The organism is Bradyrhizobium sp. LB11.1 (assembly GCF_040549385.1).
In the GTDB taxonomy this organism is placed as follows: Bacteria; Pseudomonadota; Alphaproteobacteria; order Rhizobiales; family Xanthobacteraceae; genus Bradyrhizobium.
The window spans coordinates 717928-744912 of the sequence record NZ_JBEPTH010000003.1 but is presented as its reverse complement, the minus strand read 5'-3'; the positions used below and the strand labels follow the sequence as shown (position 1 = coordinate 744912).

Sequence of the window (26985 nt, the reverse complement as noted above, 5' to 3'; positions counted from 1 at the left end):
AGCTTGTTCTGATTGCGACATTTGTGATCGGTGTTGCTCTCTCTTGATGGCCGCGATCCTTAAACCGATTGCCGGAGGCGCGATCTTGAGGATGATGTTGCGAACGGCTAGATGGTGCGGGTAACAGTTCAAGATGCAGATCGCTCGATTTAGGTAAATCATTGAAATCGCAAGATTATATCTTCTCCGTGGCACCGATGATGGACTGGACCGACCGGCACTGCCGGGTGTTCCACCGTCACCTGACGCGACGGGGGTTGCTCTATACGGAGATGCTGACCACGGGCGCCATCATTTATGGCGATCGGGAGCGGCTGCTCGGCTTCGACACGAGCGAGCATCCGGTCGCGCTACAGCTTGGCGGCTCGGATCCGCGCGACCTCGCCGAAGCCGCCCGGATCGGCGAGGGTTTTGGCTATGACGAGATCAATCTCAATGTCGGTTGCCCGTCCGATCGCGTGAAGGACGGACGCTTCGGCGCCTGTTTGATGGCAGAGCCGGAGCTCGTCGCGAGATGTGTCGCGGCGATGAAGCGTGCAGTCTCAATTCCCGTCACTGTGAAATGCCGCATTGGCATCGACGACCAGGATCCCGAAGTCGCGCTCGATACGTTGGCGCGCGCGGTGGTCGCTGCAGGCTGTGACGCGCTGATTGTGCACGCCCGAAAGGCCTGGCTGAACGGTCTGTCGCCGAAGGAGAATCGCGATATCCCACCGCTCGACTATGACCGCGTCTATCGGCTGAAGCGGGCGATGCCTGATGTGCCCGTCATCATCAATGGTGGCATCCTGAGTATTGAGGAGGCGAAAGCACATCTTGCGCATGTCGACGGTGTCATGCTCGGCCGCGCTGCCTATCAGGAACCATGGCGGCTGCTCTCGGTCGCCCCCGACCTGTTCGGCGAGGCGGCGTCGCATGCGACGATGCAGGACGCGTTCGAGGCGATGTTGCCCTATATCGAGGCGCAGCTCGCGCGTGGCACGCGGCTGCATGCCATCACGCGCCACTTCGTCGGTGCGTTCCACGCCGTGCCCGGCGCGCGCGCCTTCCGCCGCCATCTCGCCGAGCACGGTGTGAAGCCGGGCGCTGGCGTCGACGTCTTGCGTGATGCAATCGCCCGTGTTGGTGCACGCGCGCCGGCGGAGGCTGCCTAGGCGCGAGAAAGAGCCGGATCGTAGAGTCCGGCTCTCTCGCGATCACGCTCAGCGGAGCAGATCGAAATGGTAACTCACGCCGCTCTAGGCATAGCCGGCGTTGAGAGCGGCATAGAGACCGGTCCAGGAATAGACAGCCTGCGGCGCCGCGACCGGCTTTAATCGACCGCGGTGCGCGAGCGACGGTGGCTGCTCTGTAGTTCCGGGTAGCCGGTGAGCATCAGCGTGTCGGACCGCACGCCCCAGCTCTCCAGGCGATCGAGGAAGCTCATGCCGAGCAGGTTGGTCTTCATCTGCCCACGCTGCACGACGAGGGCCGGCACCGACTTCTCGATGAGATGACCGACGGCGAGACGGTCGATCGTCAACCGCGCTGCCTTGGTGTGGCCGCCGGCGGTTTCGAGGTCGACGTCATATTCGAGCATCTCGAGCGGCAGCCCGATCGCCTTCGCGGTCTCCCAAGTCAGCACCACGGAGGTGGCGCCGGTATCGATCACCATCGGCGTGGCCACGCCGTTGATCTTGGCACGCAGCGCGAACTCGCCGCCCTGGCCGCGCTGGATCTGCACGGCGGGGGCAGGCGTTGCCGTCTGCGCGCGAAAAATGTGCGAGACCTTGTGGCTGGCGCGCGCGATCTGGTCGGGATCGCCATAGGCGACGACGGCACCTGCTGTGCCGGCGAGCGTGATGAGAACGAGCAGGAAGCGGATCATCGCGCGCCTCCGATGGCGCGCAGGCCGGTCAGGCGCGCTTCTGCGATCCCGCGATCGGCTGCAATCCGGCGTCCGCCATGCGCGCCGGCAATAGCGTCATCACTGCGAGCCGTTCCGCACCCTCCATGGCGTGCCAGCGCGCGATCTCCGGCAAAGTCCGGCCGCAGCCGAAGCACAGCTTGGTCTTGGGATCGATCATGCAGACGGCGACGCACGGCGTTTCTTTGCTCATACCGATATAGTGAGGGATCGTCGGGCATGTATGCAAGCATCTCGTTAAGAGCCCGTGCCCGCGCTCATGATCGGCTTGTGGCGCGGCCTGCGCTTCTCGTCGGGCACCATGGAACCCTCTGGCTGGAGCGGCGGCGCATCCTCCGACAGCGGTGCCAGCGCGCTCATCACGCGTTCCGGCGGGAAGGTGACGATCACCTCGGTGCCGATTCGCAGCTTCGACTTCAGCGTGAACGTACCGCCATGCAGGTCGATCAGGTTCTTTGCGATCGGCAAGCCGAGGCCTGCACCCTGTTCGGCCGATTTGATCGAATTGGAGCCTTGGCCGAACGAGGCGAGCACGACCGGGATTTCGTCCTCGGGGATGCCGGAGCCGGTATCCTTCACCGAGAGATATTGTCCGCCCGAGGCGGTCCAGCCGACCTTCAGCCAGATCTCGCCGCCTTGCGGGGTGAACTTGATCGAGTTGGAGAGCAGGTTGAGCACGACCTGGCGAATCGCACGCTCGTCGGCCCAGAGCCGCGGCATGGCCTGCTCGAACACCTCGTGGACGGTGATGCCGCGGCTCGAGGCGCGCAGCTTCATCAGATGATGGCAGTCGGCGACGATGCCGACCAGCGACACCGCTTCCTCGTTCAATTCGTAGCGGCCTGCCTCGATTCGCGACAGATCGAGGATCTCGTTGATGAGGTTGAGCAGGTGAACGCCGGAATTATGTATATCCGCCGAGTACTCCTTGTAGACCGGCACCGCATGCGCGCCGAAAATCTCGCTCTTCATCACCTCGGAGAAGCCGAGGATGGCGTTGAGCGGCGTGCGCAGCTCATGGCTCATCTGCGCGAGAAAGCGCGACTTGGCGACGTTGGCGGATTCGGCGCGGTGGCGCGCTTCGTCCGAAATCGCCTTGGCCTGTTCGAGCTCGCCGATCAGCGCGTCCTTCTCGGCGCGCGCTTCGAGCGTGGCGAAGGTCGATGTGTGCAGGCGATGCGCCAACAGCACGAAATAGCCTTCGGCCGCGAGCGCGAGTGCGGCCAGGATGTAGTTGTCGAGCGAACCGCTCATCGCAAAGCTCAACGCCATTGCGACAGCAACCGGCGCGGTGGCTGCAAGCGCTGCGATCGGTAGATTGGCGGCCAGCATGCTCGACACTGCGATCACCAGCAGCATCAGGAACATCATCAGCGATTCCGTGACCATGTCGAGCACGGGATGGATCAGGATCGCCATCCAGCACAGGCCGTAGAGCAGGTCGAGCACGACAAAGCGTGTCCGCCAGGTGCGTATCGCAATGGGCGAAGTGGGCTCCGCCAGGAAGCGGTGGCAGCTGCGGATCATCGCGGCGTGGATACAGAGCATGCCGGCGGTCCAGGCTGCAGCCGGGATCGGTTGCATCCACAGCCCGAACAGCACGCCGGTGGCGACCACCAGCAGCATCACGACATAAGAGGCGGACAGGCGCGTCTGAGCATATTGACGCAATAGCTCGGCGTCGAAGGCCGGCCGGGTTCCGCTGGTCGACGTTAACTTATCGCGGGCCTCGCGCACCCGCTGCGACGCAGCCCGTCGGCTGCTCGCTGATGGAGCGCTGACCGGCTCGGCCGGAAGCTGCACTACCTCAGGCTTTTCAGCGGGGTTACTCATCAAGCAACAACGATTCCTGCCCACGTCGGACGCGGGCCTTCTGCATTGTCTATCTCTGGCAAGAAATCCTTAAGAGGTGACTTAAGGAGCTAAAGAATTACGTTAACCGGTCGTTAATTTTGATCCGGCAGCGGTCGCTCAATGCAGCCACGCATGCTGCGCGACATAGACCACGGCGCCGGCCAGATAGCCCGCAAGCGCAGGCACGGCGATGCGGCGAGCGTACCAGAGGAACTCGATCCGCTCGAGCCCCATGGCAGCAACGCCTGCGGCAGAGCCGATGATCAGGATCGAGCCGCCGGTGCCGGCGCAATAGGCGATGAACTCCCAGAGGAAGCTGTCCGGCGGGTAGTGGCCGAGGTCGTACATGCCCATGGTCGCTGCGACCAGCGGCACATTGTCGATAATCGCGCTGAGCAGCCCGAGCACGACGACGATGACGTCCTGGCGGCCGATGGTCGCCTCCAGCCATCGGGCCAGCATCGTCAGGAGGCCGGCATGTTCGAGGCAGGCGACCGCCAGCAGAATGCCGACGAAGAACACGATTGAGCCCATGTCGATCCGGGTCAGCGCATGCGCGAGCGAGAGGGGGCGACGCACGTGCTCGTCCTTGTCGCGATGAACGACCTCGCCGACCAGCCAGACGATGCCGAGGCCGAGCAGCACGCCCATGAAGGGCGGCAGATGGGTGACCGTCTTGAAGGCCGGCACCGCGATCAGCACGCCGAGCCCGAGATAGAGCATCAGATTGCGCTCGAACCGGTCGATCGCGAGCAAACCGTTGTCTCTCGGTGGTGCCGCGATGGTCTTGCCCCTGAGCGATAGGCTGATGAAGGCCAGCGGCACGAGCAAATTGACCAGCGAGGGCAGGAACACCGCGCGCATGATGTTCAACGGCGTGATCTGTCCACCGATCCACAGCATGGTGGTGGTGACGTCGCCGATCACGGTCCATGCGCCGCCGGCATTGGCGGCGATGACGATGAGGGAGGCGAACAGCAGGCGATCGTCGCGCCGGGCGATCAGCCGCTGGACCAGCGAGACCATGACGATGGTCGTGGTCAGATTGTCCAGGATCGCGCTGAGGAAGAACGCCACGAAGCCGACCAGCCACATGAGTGTGATTTGGCTCGTGGTGTTGATGCGCGAGGTGATGACCTCGAAGCCGTCATGGGCGTCGATCACCTCGACGATCGTCATCGCACCTATCAGGAAGAAGACGATCTGCGCGGTGGAGGCGACGGATTCGTCGAGCTGATGACTGACCAGCGCGTGGTCGCCGATCGTGACCGCGTAAATCGTCCAGAGCAGCCCTGCGCCGACCAGCGCGGTCGCGGTCTTGTTGATCCCGAGCGGATGCTCGAACGCGATCGCCGCATAGGTCAGGACGAAGATTGCGGCGATCGCGGTCAGCAAGGCAGTATCGGGTCAGCGATTAAGACGCGCGAGCAGGCTCGACGTATCCCAGCGCTTGCCGCCCATCTTCTCGACCTCGGCGTAGAACTGATCGACCAGCGCGGTGACAGGCAGATTGGCGCCGTTGCGGCGGGCTTCGGCCAGCGAGATCGAGAGGTCCTTGCGCATCCACTCGACCGCGAAGCCAAAATCATACTTGTCGTCGCTCATGGTCTTGTAGCGGTTCTCCATCTGCCACGACTGCGCGGCCCCCTTGGAGATCGTCTCGATCACTGCGGCGACGTCGAGGCCACTCTTCTTGGCGAAGTGGATACCCTCGGAGAGGCCCTGCACAAGGCCGGCTATGCAGATCTGGTTGACCATCTTGGTCAGCTGACCGGAGCCAGCGGGGCCGAGCAGCTTGCACATCCGTGCATAGGCGCCGTTGATGATCGGCTCGGCGCCGGCATAGGCATCCTGCGCGCCGCCGCACATCACCGTCAGCACGCCATTCTCGGCACCGGCCTGGCCGCCGGAGACCGGGGCGTCGATGAACTTGAAGCCGGCTTTGGTCGCGGCCGCATCGAGCTCGCGCGCGACCTCGGCGGAAGCCGTGGTGTGGTCGACGAAGGTCGCGCCCTTCTTCATGCCGGCAAACGCGCCATCGGCGCCGATCGTGACCGCGCGCAAATCGTTGTCGTTGCCGACGCAGCACATCACGAAATCCTGGCCTTCGGCCGCGGCCTTCGGGGTCGCTGCGGTCTTGCCGCCGAACTTGTCCGCCCACTCCTTCGCCTTGCCCGCGGTGCGGTTGTAGACGGTGACCTCATGGCCCCCTTTTTTCACGAGGTGTCCGGCCATGGGGAAGCCCATCACGCCGAGACCGAGGAAAGCGACTTTAGCCATGTGTGTGTCCGTAGCTTGAGTTTTACGGTTGCAGCCGGGCGAGGGGCGCCAGCCGGGGTCCTGAGGTTCCGCTATTGGGCGGACCGGGCGCACCATAAACCCTTGAGGGCGGAGGGCAACGGCTTCGTTTGGCGGCCTCCTGTGCTAGGATGGCGGACCTCAAGGACTTCAAAACAAGGGAGCGAAGCATGGGTGTGGGTTTGGGCAGCGTGAGCGTTGGCGTGCTCGATCATTTCAACATCCGGACCCGGGATCTGGCCGAGACGGTCCGCTTCTACGAGGACGTGCTGGGCCTGGAAAAAGGCGCCCGGCCGAACTTCGCGTTCCCAGGGGCCTGGATGTACAGCGAGGGCAAGCCGGTGGTGCACCTCGTCGATATTTCCCCGACCTCGGAGCCGCAAAAGCCGGATTCCGGCGTTGTCCATCATGTCGCCTTCGCCAGCCGCGGCTTTGACGGCATGAAGCAGCGGCTCGCCTCCAAGGGCATGAAATTCGACTCCCGCCAGGTGCCGGGCGGCGATCTCTGGCAGATCTTCGTTCACGATCCCAACGGGGTCATGATCGAGCTCAATTACGAGGCGGCCCGGGAGCAGGGGGCCGCGCCCGCCGAGATGGCTGACGATATCGGCAAGCAGTAGCCTTTTGGCCGTTTCCGCTCTAATGGGGCATCTTAAAGTCTTGAGCATGATCTGGTCGGAAAACCGCTTCACACGTTTCCGGATCATGCTCTCTCCAGGAGATGCGCTTTGAGCGTGACGCAGCAACAGGTTCTCGACAGCCTCGCCAGGATCAAGTCGCCCCGCGGGGTCGCGCTCACCAATGCCAATGTGCTGAGCGCGATCAGCGCGTCCGACGGCAAGGTGTTCTTCTCGATCAATGTCGATGCCTCCGAGGCGCGGGCCTGGGAATCCGTCCGGGCCGAAGCCGAAGCCGCTGTGCGCGCCATGCCTGGCGTTACCACCGTGATGGTTGCGCTGACTGCCGAGCGCAAGGCCGGCGCCGCACCTCCGCCGCCGCCAACCCCGAGCCGCGGCACGCCCGGCGTGCAGCCGGTCCATGCCCACAAGCCGCCGCCGCACGGCGGTGCCCAATCGCCGATGGCGCGGCAGTCCGAAATTCCGGGCGTGACCGCGGTGATCGCGGTCGCCTCCGGCAAGGGCGGCGTCGGCAAATCGACCACCGCGCTCAATCTGGCATTGGGCCTGCGCGACCTCGGTCTCAAGGTGGGACTGCTCGACGCCGACATCTACGGCCCCTCGGTGCCGCGGCTGACCGGCCTGCACGAGAAGCCGGAGCTGGACAGTGAGCGCAAGATGATTCCACTCAGGCGTTTCGGCCTTGCCATCATGTCGATCGGCTTCCTGGTCGCGGAAGAGACCGCGATGATCTGGCGTGGCCCGATGGTGATGTCGGCGGTGACGCAGATGCTGCGCGACGTCGCGTGGGGCACGCTCGATGTGCTCGTCGTCGACATGCCGCCGGGCACGGGTGACGCCCAACTGACGCTGGCGCAGAACGTGCCGTTGAAGGGCGCCGTGATCGTCTCGACCCCGCAGGACCTGTCCCTGATCGATGCACGGCGCGGGCTTGCCATGTTCAAGAAGGTCAACGTGCCCGTGCTCGGCATCGTCGAGAACATGAGCTACTTCCAATGCCCGCATTGCGGCACGAAATCGGACATCTTCGGCCATGGCGGGGCGCGCCACGAGGCCGAGGAGCTCGGAGTACCGTTCCTGGGCGAGATCCCGCTGCACATGGCGATTCGCGCCACATCGGACGCCGGCAATCCCGTCGTGGACAGCGAGCCGGACGGCCCGCATGCGGCGATCTATCGCGCCATCGCGGGACAGGTCCGGGACCAGCTCAAGGGCGTCATCGCAGCCGCTTGAGCCGATTGTCTGGGGACATGCGACTTTCGTCGCCCCCCGTCATGCCATTGTCGCGTTCCGCGGCAAGGGCTTCCGTGTTAAACGCCACGGCAGCGAAGCCCCTTCGGTTCGACGCGGCGGGACTCGTGTCGCCGGAACGAGCGGCAGCAAAGAGGAAGTTCGGGGAAACGCCCCAACAAGGAGAGACCTGAAGATGAAGCGTCGTGATTTCCTGAAAGTGTCGGCAGCAGGTGCGGCGGCGTCCGCCGCGGTGGCCTCGCCGGCGATTGCGCAATCCTCGCCCGAGATCAAGTGGCGCATGACGTCGAGCTTCCCGAAGTCGCTCGACACCATCTATGGCGGCGGCGAGCAGGTGGCGAAGTACGTCGCCGAGATGACCGACAACAAATTCCAGATCCAGGTGTTCGCCGCGGGCGAAATCGTCCCCGGCCTGCAGGCGCTCGATGCGACCTCGAACGGCACGGTCGAGATGTGCCACACCGTGTCGTACTATTATGTCGGCAAGGACCCGACCTGGGCGATCTACGCCTCGGTCCCGTTCGGTCTCAACGCGCGCCAGCAGAACTCCTGGTGGTACCAGGGCGGCGGCGAGCAGCTCGGCAACGAGTTCTTCAAGAAGGCGAACGTGATCGGCTTCCCCTGCGGCAACACCGGCACCCAGATGGGCGGCTGGTTCCGCAAGGAGATCAAGACCGTAGCGGACCTCTCGGGCCTGAAGATGCGCATCGGCGGCATTGCCGGCCAGGTGCTCCAGAAGGTCGGCGTGGTGCCGCAGCAGCTCGCCGGCGGCGACATCTATCCGGCGCTGGAAAAGGGCACCATCGACGCCGCCGAATGGGTCGGCCCCTACGATGACGAGAAGCTCGGCTTCGCCAAGGTCGCGAAGTACTACTACTATCCGGGCTTCTGGGAAGGCGGCCCGATGGTCCATGCCTTCACCAATCTGGAGAAGTGGAATTCGCTGCCGAAGAACTACCAGGCGATCCTCACCAATGCGACGGCCAATGCCAACAGCTGGATGGCCGCGCGCTACGACATGCAGAACCCGTCGGCGCTGAAGCGTCTGGTCGCCGGCGGCACCCAGCTGCGTCCCTTCACCAACGAAGTTCTCGAAGCCTGCCTCAAGGCGACCAACGAACTGTGGGGCGAGATCTCGGCCAAGAACGCCGATTTCAAGAAGTCGATCGACGCCATGCAGGCCTACCGCTCCGACGAATATCTGTGGTGGCAGGTCGCCGAATACACCTACGACAGCTTCATGATCCGCTCGCGCACCCGCGGCTGATCTGTCGCGCAAGCTGTCAGACTGAATGGCCCGGCCTCGTTCGCGAGGCCGGGCTTTTTTTGGTGAAGCGGGAGGGCGGACTCCAAATCCGCAAAAACAACCCCATGCACAGTAGAGGCGCCGTGATGGCACTTAGCGCCCTGGGTGCCGCCAACAGCTTGACGCGTCGTGCCAAATCAGCGGGACGAAGCATTTTATGGCGTAGCTGGGATCAGCGCGCCAATGCGCCCCGACAGCAAGCATCGGGAATGACATCGTCACGTGGCGCGCGACTGCTCCCCCACCGTCATTGCGAGCGCAGCGAAGCAATCCAGTCTGCCTCCGCGAAAAGACTCTGGATTGCTTCGCTGCGCTCGCAATGACGAGCGGATGGAGTTGGACTCGGCCGTGCAACGAACCGTTTGACACGTCGGGCAAAACAGTGGCACAAAGCGACCATCGATTAATCCGAAATTCGCACCTCGGCGCCGATCCCAGGAATTGACGATGAGCTTCGATCCCGATGACGTTCAGCGCGCGCTGCGCAAGGCATGGTCGTTGTCGACGGCCAGCCAATGGACCCCGGACAATCCAGCTGCAGGTCAATGCAACGTCACCTCGCTGCTCATTCGTGACCTCTTCGGCGGTGACCTGCTGAAGACGCCTCTGCCGGCCGGCGACCACTTCTACAATCGGATCGGAGGCCGGAGGTATGACTTCACGGCGAGCCAGTTCGAGCAACCGATCGCTTACGTGGACCTGCCTGCAAATCGAGTCGAGGCAGAACTCGGAGCCACACACGACGAACTGGCTGAACTTGGAACGGCTTTTCAGGAGCACCGTACCAAGTCGGGTTAATGACGACCCAAAGCGGAAGTCAGAACCGAACTGCACTGACGCGGCTAAAGAGGGAGTCTTAGCCGTGGACCGCGTCCAGGGCCGGAAGGCCTCTGATTGGCGGCCTCTTCGGCGTTTGGGTCGGGCCGAAGTTGCGCGCCGAAATCAAACCGAGTCCGCCCAAGGAAGATCCCGCATCCGTTCTGCAAGCGAGGGGGCGCGAGGGTCTGTGATCGCGCCGGCAATTGGTTGCCGAATTTTTCTTTAGAGTCCTCTTGAAACCAAAATCGGTTTTGCTAATTTTCCTGTCGCCATCGGACGATGGCGTCCGGGCGCCTCAAGGGCCCGGGCCTTAGAGACGGGCACCGGAAGTGTCCGGTGCCGCTCGTAGACATCTTGCTCTTAGGAGGATTTGGCTATGCGCACCTACGATTTCGCCCCCCTCTGGCGCTCGACCATTGGTTTCGACCGCCTTTTTGACCTCGCGGAAACCGCTCAGCGGGCCAGTGAGGACAATTACCCGCCCTACAACATCGAACGCCTGGCCGACGACCGCTATCAAATTTCGCTGGCGGTTGCAGGTTTTGCGCCCGAAGACATCGCGATCACGGCCGAGCAGAATGTGGTCACCGTCGAAGGCGGCAAATCGGACAAGACCGAGCGCGATTTCCTCTACCGCGGCATCTCGACCCGCAGCTTCAGGCGCCAGTTCAGCCTCGCCGAATATGTTCAGGTCAAAAGCGCCGCGTTCGACAATGGCTTGCTGACCATCGAACTCGTCCGCGAGATCCCGGAAGCGATGAAGCCGCGCCGGATTGCGGTTGGTGATGCCTCGACCGGCAACGTGCGGAAGCTGGAATCCAAAGCGGCCGCCTAGCCCAAGCGCCTCGGAGCCGCGCCGCAAGTCGTGCGGCTCCCATCCATTCGTCAATGAAAGGGAGAGGACCATGCGGCCGACGACCGCTGACGACAACGTTTTCGATTTTGACGCTCTTCTTCATCCCGGCACTGTTTTTGAGACACCGAAAGACGTCGTGGAGCACACGGCCCTGACGTTGGCCGAGAAGCGCGCAATCCTTGCATCATGGGCGTCCGACGCGTCCGCGATCAACTCTTGCCCTTCGATGCGCGCACCTGCCGGGCTCAAGAAGCCTGTGTCGATCGATGAGATACTGGACGCGTTGCGCGCTCTGGACGGCGGCCCGCGAACGCCGCCCGGCGGAAAGCCTTACCGCCTTCGCTCGACCGAACGTGCGGCCGCGGCGTGAAGTTCGGAGCCTCAGATGACAATGGACGAAAAACTGGCGCGGCTTCGCGCACATCGCAACAATGTTCACCGCTACCGCCGTCTGCTGAGCTCTCGTCTCTCAGATCTTGAACGCGAGTTCTTGAGGAGGCGACTCTCAGAGGAGCAAATTGCAATCGATGAGCTATCGGCGACGACTTTCCCATTTTCTTTAGACCTGGGAGGTCCAACCGCCGGTTCAGTACCCAGGGTGGCTTAGCTTCAATGCTGGAGCTTATGTTGATCGATCGCAATCGCCGTGGCTGGGAATGGCGAGTTTGCGACCAGTCTGGCATTATCCTGGGGAAGGGCCGTGAAAGAACGCGAATAGCCGCGAGATATCGCGGCTATCAGGCGATGTTTCTATTGCTCGCGAGCGGAGCCCGGTTGATCGATCCGGGGCCTTCAGCGCCATAGGCGTGCTGTATTTGTGTACGCTTTTGCACACTTTCTCCGGAACAATGATCCCCCGACCGCGTGTACCCCGCTGCTGTGATGGCGGCGCACGCGGAGTAAACAAATGACAAGCCAAGTGCTTATCCTGGTTGTTGAAGACGACCCGGATGTTCAAACCATCGTCCAGGAATGCCTCAGAGACGGAGGATTCGAAGCCCTCATAGCTTCATCTGGCGAACGTGCCATCGAGCTGCTTGATGTCGCCGAAGGCAAATACCGGACGCTTGTCACAGATATCAATCTGCGTGCTGGAAGGGTAGACGGGTGGCACGTCGCACGACACGCTAGAGAAATCGACCCTACCTTTCCCATCGTTTATATGAGCGGAAAGGACGCCGACGATTGGCCGTCACAGGGTGTCCCTAACAGCATAATGTTGGCGAAGCCGTTTGCGCCCGCGCAGCTTGTCACCGCTGTTTCCAATCTCCTGAACGCAGCGCCGCCGGCCTCCCCAACCGAGTGAAGGCCTCGTCGTTCGCAGATGTCAGCATGGCCGAACTGAAGCGGTGCTGGCTCGTGGGTTTCGATATCCGGACGTTTGCGTGCCGAGTGTGCAAGGACATCCACCAGGTTGCGGCCGATCTGGTTGATCCAATGAAATCCCCACGAACAACCGCTGGCTTCACGCCCGGCCTCGAGGAGGCAGGGCTATTTCCTTTTACCGCAGTGCGATCACCATGGCATTCGTCCGGCCCTTGCGTCATGCTGCCCCCAAGCCTCGGCAAGAAGGCTCACAATCACCATCCATCAGGGCAGGAAACCATGAAGAGACGAGACTTCATCAAGGTCACAGGGCTTGGTGCGGCAGGCGCCGCCACGCTAGCCGCTCCCGCGATTGCGCAGTCGATGCCGGAGATCAAATGGCGCATGCCGACGAGCTGGCCGAAATCGCTCGACACGCTCTATGGCGGCGCCGAGTTGATGAGCAAGATGGTGGCGGAAGCCACCGACAACAAGTTCCAGATCCAGGTCTTCGCCGCCGGCGAGATCGTGCCGGGCCTTCAGGTACTCGATGCCGTGCAGAACGCCACCTGCGAGATCGGCCACACCGCGTCCTATTACTATTTCGGCAAGGACCCGACCTTCACCTTCGGCTCGTCGGTGCCGTTCGGTCCGAACATGCGCATCAACCAGGCCTGGTACATGCTGGGCGGCGGGCGCGAAATCCTCAACGAGTTCTACAAGAGCTACAACGTCATCTCGCTGCTGGCTGGCAACACCGGCTGCCAGATGGGCGGGTGGTTCAGGAAAGAGATCAACACGCCCGAGGATCTCAGCGGCTTGAAATTCCGCATCGGCGGTTTTGCCGGTCGCGTGCTCCAGAAGCTCGGCACGGTGCCGCAGCAGCTTGCCGGCGGCGACATCTATCCGGCGCTGGAGAAGGGCACCATCGACGCCGCCGAGTGGGTCGGCCCCTATGACGACGAGAAGCTCGGCTTCTACAAGATCGCGCCGCACTACTACTATCCCGGCTGGTGGGAAGGCGGCCCGATGCTGCTCGCCTACGTCAACCTCGACAAATGGAATGCGCTGCCGAAATATTACCAGAGCGTACTCGCGCAGGCCGGGCATTACTCCAACAACTACATGATGGCCCGCTACGACCAGGCCAATCCGCTGGCGCTGAGGAAACTGCTCGCCAACGGCACCAAGCTGCACGCCTTCTCGCCGCCGATCATGGACGCCTGCTACAAGGCGGCGAAGGAGCTGCACGACGAGGTCTCGGCGACCAATCCCAACTTCAAGAAGGTCTACGAGTCCCTGACCAAGTTCTCCAGCGACAGCTATGCCTGGTTCCAGGTCGGAGAAGTCGGCTACGACATCTTCATGGCGCGTCACTCGCAGAGCTGAGCTGCAGTGTGCGTTACGAAAAGCCCCGGAGCAAAGGCTCCGGGGCCCTGACGTCTTCGCGACACGCTTGGGGGCTCCCCCAAGATCTGAAAAGCGATCCCGCGCAACCCTTGAGCACGCGCGGTTAGCTTACATAAACCTGACAGGGGCCAAAAGGCGGGTGAGGCTCGCCTTTTTGCTGGCCGAAACCACATAGATGGTGGAAGAGAACGAAGATGCGACGCGAGCCGCATGTTTTCACCGGATATGCAATGCGCCTTCTGATCGTCGAGGACAATGCCGAGCTTTCGCGGCTCGTGGCCAGCGGGCTGGCGGCGGCGGGCTATGAGAGCGACATCGTCGGCTCCGCCGAGGAGGCCCGCGACGCTGTGCACAATGTCAGCTATGCCGCGATGATCCTCGATCTCGGCCTGCCTGACGGCGACGGCCTGTCGGTGTTGCGCGAACTCCGACGGCAGATGGAACCGCTGCCGGTGCTGGTGCTGACCGCGCGCGGCGGCGTGCAGGACCGGGTCAACGGCCTGCGCAGCGGCGCCGACGATTATTTGGCAAAGCCGTTCGCGATGGAGGAGCTGGTGGCGCGGCTGGAGGCGATCCTGCGCCGTCCAGGCCAGTTGCTCGGGCGCTCGCTGCGGCTTGCCAATCTCGTCTACGACACCGAAAGCCGCCAGATCTTCGTCGATGACAAACCGCGGATCATGTCGTCGCGCGAGACTTCGGTGCTGGAGATCCTGCTGCGCCGGCAGGGGCGGGTGGTGCCGAAGAAGAATGTCGAAGACCACATCTTCGGATTGGAGGGCGAGGTCGCCTCGAACGCGGTCGAGGTGTACGTCTCCCGGCTGCGCAAACAACTTGCCGAGCATGGCGCCAAGGTCGTGATCCACACCATCCGTGGTGTCGGCTACATGTTGGCCGAGGAGAAATAGCGTGGCCCAAATCGGGTTTCGCGCCGGGTTGTTCACCAGGCCATCGTTCAAATCGCTGATCTCGCGCATCGTGTTCATGCACATCATCGCTGTCGCAGTGGTGGCGATCTTCCTTCCGCTGGTCCTGCTCTGGCTCTTGAATTCCGAGATCGACCAGCTGCATCGCGCGGCGATGCGGGCCCAGGCCGAGACGCTGGCCGAGCGTATCGCGGTCCAGCCCGGCGGCAAGGTGACGTTCAATCTGCCCGAGAGCCTTCGCGGCCTCTATTCGGAAGCCTATGGCCGCTACCAGTACGACATCCGCGATGCCGACGGCCGCCTGCTGTTCTCGTCGCACAAGAAGACTGGCAGCGTTGAATCGGAGACGATCTCCGGCGCCGACGTGACCCAGACGATCGGCGACACCACTTTTCGCATTCAGGTGGCGGAAGACCTGTCGCATCGCGACGTCATCACCGACGACATCGTGTCCAACTTTTTCCGCCGGGTCGGGTGGATCACCATCCCCATTCTTCTGATCCTGCTCGCCATCGATATCATCATCTTCCGCCGCGCGATCGCGCCGCTCTGGATGGCCTCGGAGGAGGCCAGCAATATCGGCCCGGCGCGCACCGACATCCGTCTGCCGACCGAGCAGATTCCGCGCGAGATCATGCCGCTCGTCACCGCCGTCAACCAGGCGCTCGATCGTCTCGAGGACGGTTTTCGTGTGCAACGCCAGTTCACGGCCGACGCCGCGCATCAATTGCGTACGCCGCTTGCGATCCTGCGCACGCGGATCGAGACGCTCGGCGATGACGCCGCAAGGCAGGTGCTGCATGACGACATCGAGGGCATGAGCCGGATCGTCGCCCAGCTGCTGGAGATCGCCGAGCTCGACACGCTGGTGCTCGATCCCGGCGAGACCGCGGATCTGCGCGCCGTCTGCGCCGAAGTCGTGGGCGCGATCGCGCCGTTCGCAATCGCGCAGCACAAGGACATTGCGCTCCGGGGCGCCGATGCGCCGGTGATGATCCACGGCAATTCCGAGATGTTGCAACGCGCGATCTTCAACCTCGCCGAAAACGCCATCAAGTTCACCGCGAAGGAGACCTCGGTCGATGTCGAGGTCGGCGACGATGGTTCGGTGCGCGTGCGCGATTGCGGTCCCGGCGTGGCGGAAGCCGAACGCGAGCTGATCTTCCAGCGCTTCTGGCGCAGGGATCGCCAGCGCAGCGACGGCGCCGGCCTCGGGCTATCGATCGTGCGCGGCGTCGCCGACGATCATGACGCGACGGTCGCGGTGGACAATCTTCCCGGCGGCGGCGCCGAATTCACCCTGCGTTTCAGGCTGGCGGAGGACGCCGGCGACGTTGAGTCGAGAGTCGCGCGGCACTGATGGTGCACCCTCTCCCCTTGCGGGAGAGGGTGGCTTCGCGAAGGCGAAGCCGGGTGAGGGGTTCTCTCCGCGAGTCGGACTGCAAGTTGAATGCGCGGAGAAGACCCCTCATCCGGCGCTTCGCGCCACCTTCTCCCACAAGGGGAGAAGGAAGAAAGGCGCGGCTATTTCAGCTTGCCGGTGGACAGATCCATGATCATGCGCGTGGTCAGGTAAAGGCGCGGCACGATGGTGTCGAGCTTCACATATTCGGCATCGTTGGAATGCGCGCCGAAGCCCGACAGGCCCATGCCTTCGACCACGGCGCCCCTGGTCTTGAGCGCGGCAAACGCGGCGTCGGTGCCGCCGCCGGTCGCCTTCTCGTCGACCTTGAGCGGCAGTCCAATCTCCCCGTAGATCGTCCGGCCGTAGGCCGCGACGCTGCGTGAGGCCTCGTTGGCTTCCAGCGGCGGACGGCGCACTTCGAATTTCAGCGCGACCTTGGAATCGGGCAGCAGGCGATTCCTGATCTTGTCCTGCAGCGCCTTCTGCAGCTCGTCGAAATCCGACACCTTGAGCGCGCGCGCATCGGCCTGCGCGGTGGCTTCAGCAGGGATCACGTTGCGGTTGGTGCCGGCCTTGGACACTGTCCAGTTCAGCTTCAGGCCCTGCTCGGGTTTTGACAGGTCCTTCATCTGCAGCACCTGGTGCGAGAGCTCGTAGAGCGCATTGATGCCGCCCTCGGGCCGCGCGCCCGCATGCGAGGATTTGCCTGTGACGGTGAGATAGGCCGAGCCGATGCCGCTGGTGGCAAGCCGCAGCGTGCCGTCGGTGCCGCCGCCCTCGAACGAGAACACGACGTCCTGATCGGCGGCGAATTTAGTGATGGTGCTGCGCCAGCCGGGCGAGGAGATTTCCTCGTCACCATTGGTGAGCACGGTGAGGGTGCCGTAGTCCTTGAAATTCAGCTTCTGCAGCATCGCCACGGTGTGGAGAATGAGCGCGACGCCCTGCTTGTCGTCGGCAATGCCGAGGCCGTAGGCCTTGTCGCCGTCGATGCGGAACGGCTGGTCCTTCAGCATGCCCTTCAGGTACACCGTGTCCATATGGGCGATCAGCATGATCTTCTTGCTGCCGGTGCCCTTGAAGACGGCGTGCACGGCCGGGCCGATCTTCTCCGGCGTGTCGTCGAGGCGATAGATGTCGGTGGGCTGCAGGATCTCCACCGTGCCGCCAATCTGTTTAAGCTGGTCGGCCACGCGGCCCGCGATCAGGTTCAGACCTTCGATGTCCTTGCTGCCGGATTCGATGCCGACGAGATCGCGCAGCGTGTCGAGCAGCGGCTGCTGCTCCTTCTGCGCCAGCGCCTGAACCTCGGCCACGACATTGGCATTGGGCTCGGCATGCGCGTTGGTCGCGGCACAGGCGAGCCAAAGCGAGGCGATCAACGAACCAGCGAGTGAGGAAGCAGGGTGCGATCGGAGCATGCACGGCGTTCCCAAGATTGGAGGAACGCCCGGTATGCCCGTGTTTGCCACGCGTGTCACGCGGGCCGACGCACGCGCGCATCATGTTCCGCTTGGACGGAACAGTGATGCGAAGGCGACGGCCGCTACTGCTTGGGCTGACCGAAATCAAGCGGCGGCAGCTCGATCTGCGGAACCTCTATCTTGATGCTGTTGGGATCGATGTTCGACTGCACGCCCTTGTAGTGCATCACCATCGACGGGAAACTGATGACCAGCAGCACCATGATGATCTGAATGACCACGAACGGGACCGCGCCCCAATATATCTGGCCCGTGGTGACCGGCTCCATGCGCTTCTTGGTGACGCGGTCGATATAGGATTCTTTCGGTGCGACCGAGCGCAGATAGAACAACGCGAAGCCGAACGGCGGATGCATGAACGAGGTCTGCATGTTGACGCCGAGAATGACGCCAAACCAGATCAGGTCGATGCCGAGATGCTCGGCCGCGGGTCCGAGCAGCGGGATCACGATGAAGGCGAGTTCGAAGAAATCGAGGAAGAACGCCAGCACGAACACGAAGGCGTTGACGAAGATCAGGAAGCCGATCTGGCCGCCGGGCAGCGAGGTCAGGAGATGCTCGACCCAGACATGGCCGTTGACGCCGTAGAAGGTCAGCGAGAACACGCGCGCGCCGACCAGGATGAAGACCACGAACGCGGACAGCTTCGCCGTGGATTCCACGGCCTGACGGATCAGGTCCCAATTCAGCCGCCGCTTCATGGCGCCGAGAATGAGGGCGCCGGCCGCGCCCATGGCGCCGCCTTCGGTCGGCGTTGCGATGCCGATGAAGATGGTGCCGAGCACGAGGAAGATGAGGAACAGCGGCGGCACCATCACGAAGGTGGTCTGCTGCGCCATCTTCGAGAGGAAACGGAAGCCGAGGAGCCGGGCGGTAATCCAGTTCAGCACGGCGACGAAGAAGGCGAACAGAATGCCGAAGAACATGCTGAGCACGACGAAATCGGCGCCGTGGGTCTCCGACCCCCGCATCATGAACCAGCCGAACGCGCAGCTCGCCAGGAACAACACGCCCAGCGATCGCAGGCCGCGATCGCCACTGTCCTCGCGAAAGCCGATCGCTTCCTTCGGCAGGCCCGGAGCGGCCTTCGGGAAGATCAGGGTGACGAGGAACGCGTAGCCCGCGTAGAGCCCGGAGAGCACCAGGCCCGGAATGAATGCGCCTTCGTACATGTCGCCGACTGACTTGCCGAGCTGGTCGGCCATCACGATCAGGACGAGCGAGGGCGGGATGATCTGCGCCAGCGTACCGGACGCCGCGATGATGCCGGTGGCCATGCGGCGGTCATAGCCGTAGCGCAGCATGATCGGCAGCGAGATCAGGCCCATCGAGATCACGGAGGCCGCGACCACACCCGTTGTCGCCGCGAGCAGCGCGCCGACGAACACGACCGCATAGGCGAGGCCGCCGCGGATGGTGCCGAACAGCTGGCCGATGGTGTCGAGCAGATCTTCAGCCATGCCGGACCGCTCGAGCACCAGGCCCATGAAGGTGAAGAACGGAATCGCGAGCAGCGTGTCGTTGTTCATCACGCCGTAGACGCGCTCGGGCAGGGCTTGCAGGAAGTCCGGGCGAAATTCGCCGAGCTGGATTCCGATCACTGCGAAGATAAGGCCGACGGCGCCGAGTGAAAATGCTGCGGGATAGCCGAGCAGCAGCACGACGACCAGCGCCGCAAACATGATCGGCGCCATATTGGCGATTAGAAACGCGGTCATAAATCCTCCCGAAAAACGCCGCTGGCGGTCACTTCTTTTCGATCGCTTCGACGAGATGCTCGACCTCGGCTTCGATCGCCTTTACCTGCGACTCGTGAGCATCGGGAATCAGCCCGCGCATCACCGCAATCCGCTTGATCAGTTCGGAAACGCCTTGAACCAGCAGGAAGGCGAAGGCGATCATGATCAGCGACTTGGCCGGCCATTGTGGCAGGCCGCCGGCATTGCCGGATTGTTCGTTGATGTGGAACGAGCGCAGAAAGAACGGTACGCCAGTAATGATCATCACGACCGTCAGCGGCAGCAGGAAAAACAAATGACCGATGACGTCGATGACGTTGCGCACCTTTTTCGGCATCATGCTGTTGAAAATGTCGATCCGGATGTGCTCGTTGTCGAGCAGAGTCCATGGCGCGCAGAGCAGGAAGACAATGCTGAAAAGCACCCACTGCAGCTCAAGCCAGGAATTGGACGAGGTATCAAACGTCTTGCGGACAATCGCATTGACGGCGGAGATGACCACGGCGACCAGGATCAGCCAAGCCAAACGCCTGGCCGTCCAACGTGTGAACGCGTCTATTCCCCGGCTCAGCTTTAGGAGCGTTTGCAACGATAGGTCCCCCCGATTTTGCCCTAACCGTCTTTGGTCTACGCCGACTAGGCGCGTCGGCTTCTCCCGCCGCGAAGGCTTAAGGCAGTCGCACAAAACCAGCGGCGGTGCCGCCAGTCAATCGGAAGTTTGTTGATAGTTAAGGGGAATAGGTCCGCAGGCCGCCCCTTATTCAACCGCCGGTGACGCTCATATGCCTGGAGACGCTGGGGCGGTCGTGGCGGCGGTCGATGATGAAATCGTGGCCCTTGGGCTTCAGCCCGATGGCGCGGTCGATCGCAGCCGCAAGCAGCGTGTCGTCATCAGATGCACGCAGAGGTTTGCGCAAATCGGAGGCATCCTCGTGTCCGAGGCAGGTGTGCAGCGTGCCCGTGCAGGTGACGCGCACGCGGTTGCAGGATTCGCAGAAATTATGGGTCATCGGCGTGATGAAGCCGAGCTTGCCGCCAGTCTCGGCGACGCTGACATAGCGCGCCGGTCCGCCGGTGCTCTCGGCCAGATCCGTCAGCGTGAATTGCTGGGCGAGGCGTGCGCGCACCAGCGACAACGGCAAGTACTGGTCGATGCGGCCTGAACCGATCTCGCCCATCGGCATCACTTCGATCAGGGTCAGCCCCATGCCCTTGCCATGGGCCCAGCGCAAGAGATCGGGGAGCTCGTCCTCGTTGAGGTTCTTCAGTGCCACCGCGTTGATCTTCACGGCGAGCCCTGCAGCGCGCGCTGCCTCGACGCCTTCCAGCACCTTGTCGATCTCGCCCCAGCGGGTGATCTCGCGAAACTTCTTGGGATCGAGCGTATCGAGCGAAACGTTGATGCGACGGACGCCGCAATCAGCCAGCTCCCGGGCATGCTTTGCGAGTTGCGTGCCGTTGGTGGTCAGCGTCAGCTCGTCCAGCGCACCGCTCGTCAGATGCCGCGACAGCGAGCGCACCAGCGACATCACGTTGCGCCGGACCAGCGGCTCGCCGCCGGTGAGCCGCAGTTTCTTCACGCCCTTGGCGATGAAGGCGGAACAGAGCCGGTCGAGTTCCTCGAGCGTCAGCAGGTCGGCCTTGGGCAGGAATGTCATGTCTTCCGACATGCAATAGAAGCAGCGCAGATCGCAGCGATCGGTGACGGAAACGCGCAAGTAGGAGATGGTCCGCCCGAACGGATCGGTCATCGCGCTCGACAGCGCGGCGCTCGGGCTCGCGATAGGTCCGTTCATACCAATGCCTTGTCACTTACGGCGACGGGCGCACCTTTGCTTCAGTGGTGCTCTGGACGCAATCTAAGCATCGCGCAGGCAGAGGACAATCGGGTGGTATACGTAGATTAACGCTTGCCCGCGTTCGGATCGGGGAACGCAGAACCGGCTGCGGGCGCTGCAGCATCGGCCGGCGCCGCGGCGGGCGCGGCGGCTGCCGGCTTCGGCCTCTTCGGCCGGTGCGGCTTCTTCTTCACGGGCTTGGGCGGCACCGCGAGCTGAAGCTCCGCAAACACCGGGTTCGGATCGGTGGTCACCGAGGCGGGCGTGGTGAAATCGCCGGGATTCTTGATCACGTTCACCGGCACGCTGGTCGGCTGGTACTTGGGCAGCGCAAAGGTGACCGTGAACGGAGCCTCCGGCGCGGGAACCGAGACGGAGCAGGGGGTCTTGCAGCCCTGACCGAGTGAGGTCGTGGCGTCCGCCCCCGGAGGATTGGAGTCGAGCCGGACCTGAACGGTCGGCGGCGCCGATTTGAACATGTCCCAAGAGACTGAGGAGCAGCCGCCAAGGCTTGTTGCTCCCAGGAGGCTCGCCCCCGCTAACGCAATCGCGATGACACGACGCATGACCATCCACACTTCTACTGCGACGAACCGCCACATAACCCCGCGCGGACCTTAGGAGCGTCGCCTGGGGCAAGCAACCGGCGGTCCGCGCATAGTAAATAGATGGTTAACGCTGGGTTCCATGAGAATAACCCAGCTATGTCAGTGCCTTGCATGGCGCCTAAGCTGACATCAGGCTGTGGGCGGCCGCCGGCAGGTCGCGCATGTGATGGATCAGCCGGTCCGGCTTCAGCTCGGCAATCGGCACGTCCGTATAGCCGAAGCTGACCCCGATTACGGGCACCCCGGCACGCCGGGCCACCCCGACATCAGTCCCGGCGTCGCCCACCATGATGCTGGCTTTGATGTCGCCGCCGGCCCGCGCCACGGTCTCGCGGAAAATGGTCGGATCGGGCTTCGGCACCCCAAAAGTGTCCGCGCCGCAGATCGCCGCGAACCGCCGGGTGAGGTCGAGCTGGTCCAAAAGCCGCTTCGACAGCCATTCCAGCTTGTTGGTGCAGACCGCAAGGCGATGGCCTTGCGCCGCGAGCAGATCGAGTGCGTCCAGCAACCCCTCGAAGGGGCGGGATTCGACCGCGATATGGTCGGCGTAATAGGCGATGAAATCCGCCGTCAACCGGTCCATCTCGGCAGGCGTGACCGTGCGGTCCTCGGCCTCCAGGCCCCGCTCGATCAGCTTGCGGGCGCCTGCGCCGATCATATTGCGGGCCGAGGCCATCGGCACCGGGGGCAGGCCTTCGCGATCGAGCACGTAATTCAGCGCGGTGATCAGGTCGGGCGCCGTATCCACGAGCGTGCCGTCGAGATCGAAAACGAGGGTGTAGGGAGAGGTCTTTTGGGAGGAGGTCATGGGTCAAGCGCTACCGGCCCGGCCGTACCGGCGCAAGGGGCGGGGCTATAAGATCGGCTTATAGGCCTGTTCCGGCGGGGAAAACGAGGCTACATAGGCGCGCCGCAAGCGACACCACCAGCGGCACTCCTGACTTTGAAAGGCGGGCGCAAACGTGAACATGGACCAGTTGAAGCGGCAGGCTGCGGCGCGCGCGCTCGAAGAGGTGCGTGACGGCATGCAGCTCGGCCTCGGCACCGGCTCCACCGCAAAACATTTCGTCGAGCTGCTGGGCGAACGCGTTGCCGCCGGCCTCAAGGTGATCGGCGTGCCGACCTCGGAGACGACCCGCGCCGATGCGGAGCGCTGCGGCGTGCCGCTGACCACGCTCGACGAGATCGATCATCTCGACATCACAATCGATGGCGCCGACGAGATCGATCCCGAGCTCAATCTGATCAAGGGCGGTGGCGGTGCGCTGCTGCGCGAGAAGATCGTGGCAGCTGCCTCGGATCGCATGATCGTGATTGCGGACGATACCAAATGGGTGCCGACGCTCGGCCAATTTCCGCTGCCGGTCGAGGTCATCCCGTTCGGGCTTGGGGCGACCCGCCGCGCCATCGAGAAGGCATTTGCGGAATGCGGCGTTTCCGGGCAAATGGCGGTCCGCAAGGCCAAAGATGGCCACGTTTTCGTCACCGATGGCGGCCACTGGATCGTCGATGCCCGGCTCGGACGTATTGCGGATCCGCCCAACCTTGCCAAGGCGTTGAGCGCGATCCCCGGCGTGGTTGAGCATGGGTTGTTTATCGGCTTGGCCAGCTCGGCTGTTTTGGCGGGTGGCGAGGGAATCCGCGTGATTGAACGGCGAAAGCCGAAAGGAGACTAGGAATGAAGAGCGTTTTGAAGATCGTGCCCGCTGCGTGCCTCGCCTTCGCGCTGGCACTGGGGGCAGCGCCTGCGACTGCGCAGAAGCAGGCAGCCCCGGCCGCGCCCTCTCCCGCGGCGATTGCGGCGGCGAGGGAGATTTTGACGCTGAAGAATGCCAACGCGATGTACGCCAACGCGGTGCCGGGCATGGTGGAGAAGGTCAAGGGCACCCTGATCGGGCAGAACCTCAACTACCAGAAGGACCTCAACGAACTCGCCCCGATCGTCACCAAGCAGCTTGCCGGCCGCGAGCAGGAGATCGGCGATGGCATGGTGGGGGTCTATGCCGGCGAGTTCACCGAGCAGGAGCTGAAAGATCTCGTCGCGTTCTACAAGTCGCCGCTCGGTCAGAAGCTGATCACCAACGAGCCCAAGGCCATCAGCCTCAGCATGCAGGTCATGAACGACTGGGCACGGAACTTCTCCGAGGTCGTCGCGGCTACCTTCCGCGCGGAGATGAAGAAGCGTGGCAAGGAAATGTGACAGTACCTACCTGACAGGATAGCTGATCAGAAAGCCCCAAAGCGCGTCGCGGTTTGGGTTGAAGAGGTCGGAGTGGACAATGGCTGAATTCGAGGTCGACCTCTTTGTCATCGGTGGCGGTTCGGGCGGCGTGCGTGCCGCCCGTATCGCGGCCGGCTACGGCGCCCGCGTGATGCTCGCGGAAGAGTACCGTATGGGCGGCACCTGCGTGATCCGCGGCTGCGTGCCGAAGAAGCTGTTCGTGATGGGCTCACACTTCCGACATGAGATCGAGGATGCCGCGGGCTTCGGCTGGAACGTTCCGCCTGCAACCTTCGACTGGCCGACGCTGATCGCCAACAAGGACAAGGAGATCGCGCGGCTGGAGGCGGCCTATACCGCCAACGTCGAGAAATCGGGCGCTCAGGTCGTCAAGAGCCGCGCGGTGATCGAGGACAAGCACACCGTCCGCCTGCTCGCAGACGACAAGACGATCACCGCGAAATATATCCTCATCGCAACCGGCGGTGCGCCCAACCACGGCGCTTCGATTCCCGGCATCGAGCATGTGATCTCCTCCAACGAGGCGTTTCACCTGAAGAAGCTGCCGAAGCGGATCGTGATCCAGGGCGGCGGCTACATCGCGCTGGAATTCGCCGGCATCTTCGCCGGCTTCGGCTCCGACGTCACCGTGGTCTATCGCGGCGACAATATTCTTCGCGGTTTCGACGAGGATGTCCGCGCCCATGTCCGTAGCGAGATGGAGAAGCAGGGCATTACCATTCTCACCGGCTGCACGGTGGCGAAGGTCGATCGCCACGGCGAGGAATTCACCACGCATCTGTCGAACGGATCGAGCATCGCCTCCGACCAGGTGATGTTCGCGATCGGCCGCCATCCGGCCGTCGCCAATCTCGGCCTGGAGAAAGCGGGCGTCGTCATCAATCCGAACAACGGCGGCATCGCGGTCGATCATTTTTCGAAGAGCTCGGTCGACAGCATCTATGCGATCGGCGACGTCACCCATCGCCACAATTTGACGCCGGTCGCGATCCGCGAGGGCCATGCTTTCGCCGATACCGTGTTCGGCAAGCGTACGGTGCAGGTCGATCATTCCACCATACCGACCGCGGTGTTCTCGCAGCCGGAGGTCGGCACCGTCGGACTGACGGAAACCGAAGCGCGCGCGCAATATGGCCATATCGACATCTACAAGACGACGTTCCGTCCGATCAAGGCGACGATGTCGGGCCGCGACACGCGCGTGCTGATGAAGCTCGTCGTCGACGGCTCGACCGACCGCGTGCTCGGCTGTCACATCGTCGGCGATTGCGCCGCCGAGGTCACGCAAGTTGTCGCCATCGCCGTGAAGATGAAGGCGACCAAGGCCGATTTCGACGCGACCATCGCGCTGCATCCGACCGCCGCCGAAGAGCTGGTGACGATGCGCACCCCGACCGCGCGCCACGTGCGCCAGGCGGCGGAGTAGGGAGGGGATTCGTCAGGCCCGTTTTTTATCGCCTGGACGGTTCCTCGTTTGGTGCCAACTGCGCCGCCTTGTGCATCGAAACGAACGTCCGTCCTATCGTGACGTCCTTCTGGGCGCGGATTTGCGAATTATCGTAGGCCCAGCACTCTCCGGAATCGTCGAGAAAGACGACCCACAGCAGGTTAAACTCCGCTCCGATAAGGATATGAGTGTATCTTTTGCACCGGGCAGGTATGTTCTTTGATCTTCGGGGGCATGCCAGGTCCTTTCGTACGGATCGGCGGCCGCCCCACTGGGGCCGCCCTGATTTTTGTTGGCCAATGCTGACGATGCCTAGCGCCCGGCGGGCTCGTCTTCGATGAAGCTTTGCTCGATAGCGGCGGGCATTTTCGCCACCGACATCAGCGAACGTGCGACCTGATTGAGTAACTGATCCGCGTTCTCTTCCTCAGCCAGATTCTTGGAAAGCAGCGCGACCACACCGCTGTGACGCAATTGCTGCGCAAGGTTGCGAGCAGTCGTGTAACCGGCAATCTCGTAATGCTCGACACGCTGAGCCGCGCCGATCAACCCAAGATCCGCGGCCGCATCGTCCTTCTTGGTGCCTTCCTTGATCACTTCGTCGCCCTCTTCGACAAGTCCCTGCATTCCCTTACAAGGCTTGGCGCGAGGCTTCTTGCCGAGCAGCTCGAAGCACTCGTCGAGACGTTCGATCTGCGCTTCGGTCTCGGCCAGATGAACGGTAAACAGCTCGCCGAGTTGGTCGTAGCGTGCGGCTTCGATCATTTCAGGCAATGCCTTCGTCAACTGCTTCTCGGCGTGCAAGAGGTCTCGCAGCTGATCCAGCAGCAGTTCGTCAAGACCAACGAGAGGTTCCGATGGCGAGCTCTCGGCAACGATCGAGGGCGCCGCGGCGGTATCGCCGCTCTGGAGCGCCGGCGATTCCATGAAAACCCAGTCTTCGCCTTCGTTCCAGGGACCTCTTGTGTCGATCTCTCCGTTGTCGCCGGACCCGGTCGAATCGTTGAAGAACTGGTCCACAAGGCCGGGCGTCGGAGCAATACGGCCGATGCTGAAGGCGGGCTTGCTCATGCTTTCCAGCGCACGCGAGAACGCCTTCATGTGGGTGGATTTCCCGGGTCATCAGGAACTGCAGGGCGTCCTTGGTGCCGGCGTCATCGCAGAAATTGATCAAACGTTCATAGACGATCTTGGCCCGCGCTTCCGCGGCGATGTTGCTGCGCAGGTCGACGTCGAGTTCGCCGGTGATCTTGAGGTAATCGGCCGTCCACGCACTGCCCTGCGAGTTGAAGAGATTGACACCGCCGCCCCCGGCGATCGCGATCAACGGATCGGCTTCCGCCGCTTCGCGATCGAATTTCATGGGCTTCAAGTGCAGGCGCGCGAGGGAGCCGACGACTTCGAGATGGCTCAGTTCCTCGGTGCCGATATCCATCAGAAGATCCTTGCGGTCCGGATCTTCGCAATTGAGACCTTGGATGGAATATTGCATGGCGGCCGCCAGCTCGCCGTTGGCCCCGCCGAATTGCTCCAGCAGCATGTTGCCGAACCGCGGATCGGGCTCGTCGACCCGGACTGTGAACATGAGCTTCTTGACGTGATGATACATGATAACCTCTGATTGGCAGGAGATACCGGGGCCAACTGGGCGCTGTG

General features: G+C 62.9%; 25 protein-coding genes and 1 pseudogene. 14 read left to right on the top strand and 12 right to left on the bottom strand.

The window, feature by feature from the left end:
* Positions 1-161 precede the first annotated feature (161 nt).
* Entirely contained in the window at positions 162-1154 is a 993-nt protein-coding gene (gene dusA / locus ABIA96_RS11285; RefSeq protein WP_354137106.1) for a tRNA dihydrouridine(20/20a) synthase DusA, read from the top strand.
* A gap of 158 nt (positions 1155-1312) precedes the next feature.
* Here the strand turns inward: dusA and ABIA96_RS11280 are convergent, their stop codons facing one another.
* From ABIA96_RS11280 to ABIA96_RS11260, 5 genes are all read right to left on the bottom strand, one after another.
* Positions 1313-1867, bottom strand: coding sequence for a TIGR02281 family clan AA aspartic protease (locus ABIA96_RS11280; RefSeq protein ID WP_354137105.1), 555 nt, complete (start codon positions 1865-1867; stop codon positions 1313-1315).
* A 28-nt stretch (positions 1868-1895) separates the two neighbouring features.
* Positions 1896-2099 (bottom strand): DUF1289 domain-containing protein, encoded by a 204-nt coding sequence (locus ABIA96_RS11275; protein WP_354137104.1) that lies wholly within the window; start codon positions 2097-2099, stop codon positions 1896-1898.
* A gap of 44 nt (positions 2100-2143) precedes the next feature.
* The gene (locus ABIA96_RS11270; RefSeq protein WP_354137103.1) at positions 2144-3739 is read right to left on the bottom strand and encodes a sensor histidine kinase; all 1596 of its coding nucleotides are present in this window, start codon (positions 3737-3739) and stop codon (positions 2144-2146) included.
* A gap of 138 nt (positions 3740-3877) precedes the next feature.
* On the bottom strand, positions 3878-5155 hold the full coding sequence (gene nhaD / locus ABIA96_RS11265; RefSeq protein WP_354137102.1) for a sodium:proton antiporter NhaD: 1278 nt from the start codon (positions 5153-5155) through the stop codon (positions 3878-3880).
* Positions 5156-5167: 12 nt separating this feature from the next.
* Positions 5168-6115, bottom strand: a complete 948-nt coding sequence (locus ABIA96_RS11260) for an NAD(P)-dependent oxidoreductase (RefSeq protein WP_354137136.1) — start codon at positions 6113-6115, stop codon at positions 5168-5170.
* A 113-nt stretch (positions 6116-6228) separates the two neighbouring features.
* Between ABIA96_RS11260 and ABIA96_RS11255 the strand changes: the two genes are divergently transcribed.
* The 10 genes from ABIA96_RS11255 to ABIA96_RS11210 all read left to right on the top strand — a co-directional run bounded on the left by ABIA96_RS11255 (position 6229) and on the right by ABIA96_RS11210 (position 15926).
* Entirely contained in the window at positions 6229-6678 is a 450-nt protein-coding gene (locus tag ABIA96_RS11255; protein ID WP_354137101.1) for a VOC family protein, read from the top strand.
* Between the two features lie 108 nt (positions 6679-6786).
* Entirely contained in the window at positions 6787-7929 is a 1143-nt protein-coding gene (locus ABIA96_RS11250) for an Mrp/NBP35 family ATP-binding protein (RefSeq protein ID WP_354137100.1), read from the top strand.
* Between the two features lie 193 nt (positions 7930-8122).
* Positions 8123-9214, top strand: coding sequence for a TRAP transporter substrate-binding protein (locus tag ABIA96_RS11245; RefSeq protein WP_354137099.1), 1092 nt, complete (start codon positions 8123-8125; stop codon positions 9212-9214).
* A 486-nt stretch (positions 9215-9700) separates the two neighbouring features.
* A complete protein-coding gene (locus tag ABIA96_RS11240; RefSeq protein ID WP_354137098.1) occupies positions 9701-10051 on the top strand; it encodes a YunG family protein in 351 nt (116 codons plus the stop codon).
* Between the two features lie 397 nt (positions 10052-10448).
* Entirely contained in the window at positions 10449-10907 is a 459-nt protein-coding gene (locus ABIA96_RS11235) for an Hsp20 family protein (protein WP_354137097.1), read from the top strand.
* Between the two features lie 70 nt (positions 10908-10977).
* Positions 10978-11298, top strand: a complete 321-nt coding sequence (locus ABIA96_RS11230; protein ID WP_354137096.1) for a hypothetical protein — start codon at positions 10978-10980, stop codon at positions 11296-11298.
* A gap of 537 nt (positions 11299-11835) precedes the next feature.
* Positions 11836-12234 carry a response regulator transcription factor gene (locus ABIA96_RS11225; protein WP_354137095.1) on the top strand — a complete coding sequence of 133 codons (399 nt, stop codon included), beginning with the start codon at positions 11836-11838 and terminating at the stop codon, positions 12232-12234.
* Positions 12235-12533: 299 nt separating this feature from the next.
* The gene (locus ABIA96_RS11220; protein WP_354137094.1) at positions 12534-13622 is read left to right on the top strand and encodes a TRAP transporter substrate-binding protein; all 1089 of its coding nucleotides are present in this window, start codon (positions 12534-12536) and stop codon (positions 13620-13622) included.
* 251 nt (positions 13623-13873) lie between these two features.
* Positions 13874-14548: a response regulator transcription factor gene (locus ABIA96_RS11215; RefSeq protein WP_354137093.1), complete on the top strand. Its 675-nt coding sequence runs from the start codon at positions 13874-13876 to the stop codon at positions 14546-14548.
* Between the two features lie 76 nt (positions 14549-14624).
* Positions 14625-15926, top strand: coding sequence for a sensor histidine kinase (locus tag ABIA96_RS11210; RefSeq protein ID WP_502918811.1), 1302 nt, complete (start codon positions 14625-14627; stop codon positions 15924-15926).
* A gap of 164 nt (positions 15927-16090) precedes the next feature.
* Here the strand turns inward: ABIA96_RS11210 and ABIA96_RS11205 are convergent, their stop codons facing one another.
* From ABIA96_RS11205 to ABIA96_RS11180, 6 genes are all read right to left on the bottom strand, one after another.
* A complete protein-coding gene (locus ABIA96_RS11205) occupies positions 16091-17392 on the bottom strand; it encodes a M20/M25/M40 family metallo-hydrolase (protein WP_354137091.1) in 1302 nt (433 codons plus the stop codon).
* Positions 17393-17517: 125 nt separating this feature from the next.
* On the bottom strand, positions 17518-19173 hold the full coding sequence (locus ABIA96_RS11200; RefSeq protein WP_354137090.1) for a TRAP transporter large permease: 1656 nt from the start codon (positions 19171-19173) through the stop codon (positions 17518-17520).
* Between the two features lie 28 nt (positions 19174-19201).
* Positions 19202-19783 (bottom strand): TRAP transporter small permease subunit, encoded by a 582-nt coding sequence (locus tag ABIA96_RS11195; protein ID WP_354137089.1) that lies wholly within the window; start codon positions 19781-19783, stop codon positions 19202-19204.
* Between the two features lie 172 nt (positions 19784-19955).
* Complete coding sequence (moaA, locus tag ABIA96_RS11190; RefSeq protein ID WP_354137088.1) at positions 19956-20990, bottom strand: GTP 3',8-cyclase MoaA; 1035 nt, start codon at positions 20988-20990, stop codon at positions 19956-19958.
* Between the two features lie 107 nt (positions 20991-21097).
* Entirely contained in the window at positions 21098-21598 is a 501-nt protein-coding gene (locus ABIA96_RS11185; RefSeq protein ID WP_354137135.1) for a hypothetical protein, read from the bottom strand.
* 160 nt (positions 21599-21758) lie between these two features.
* On the bottom strand, positions 21759-22448 hold the full coding sequence (locus ABIA96_RS11180; RefSeq protein ID WP_354137087.1) for an HAD-IA family hydrolase: 690 nt from the start codon (positions 22446-22448) through the stop codon (positions 21759-21761).
* A gap of 154 nt (positions 22449-22602) precedes the next feature.
* Between ABIA96_RS11180 and rpiA the strand changes: the two genes are divergently transcribed.
* The 3 genes from rpiA to gor all read left to right on the top strand — a co-directional run bounded on the left by rpiA (position 22603) and on the right by gor (position 25308).
* Complete coding sequence (rpiA, locus tag ABIA96_RS11175) at positions 22603-23316, top strand: ribose-5-phosphate isomerase RpiA (protein WP_354137086.1); 714 nt, start codon at positions 22603-22605, stop codon at positions 23314-23316.
* A gap of 2 nt (positions 23317-23318) precedes the next feature.
* Positions 23319-23840 (top strand): DUF2059 domain-containing protein, encoded by a 522-nt coding sequence (locus ABIA96_RS11170; protein ID WP_354137085.1) that lies wholly within the window; start codon positions 23319-23321, stop codon positions 23838-23840.
* 79 nt (positions 23841-23919) lie between these two features.
* Positions 23920-25308 carry a glutathione-disulfide reductase gene (gor, locus tag ABIA96_RS11165; protein WP_354137084.1) on the top strand — a complete coding sequence of 463 codons (1389 nt, stop codon included), beginning with the start codon at positions 23920-23922 and terminating at the stop codon, positions 25306-25308.
* Positions 25309-25641: 333 nt separating this feature from the next.
* On the opposite strand, the pseudogene ABIA96_RS11160 reads toward gor, so the two are convergent.
* Positions 25642-26938: pseudogene (locus ABIA96_RS11160) on the bottom strand (DUF892 family protein).
* Positions 26939-26985 lie beyond the last annotated feature (47 nt).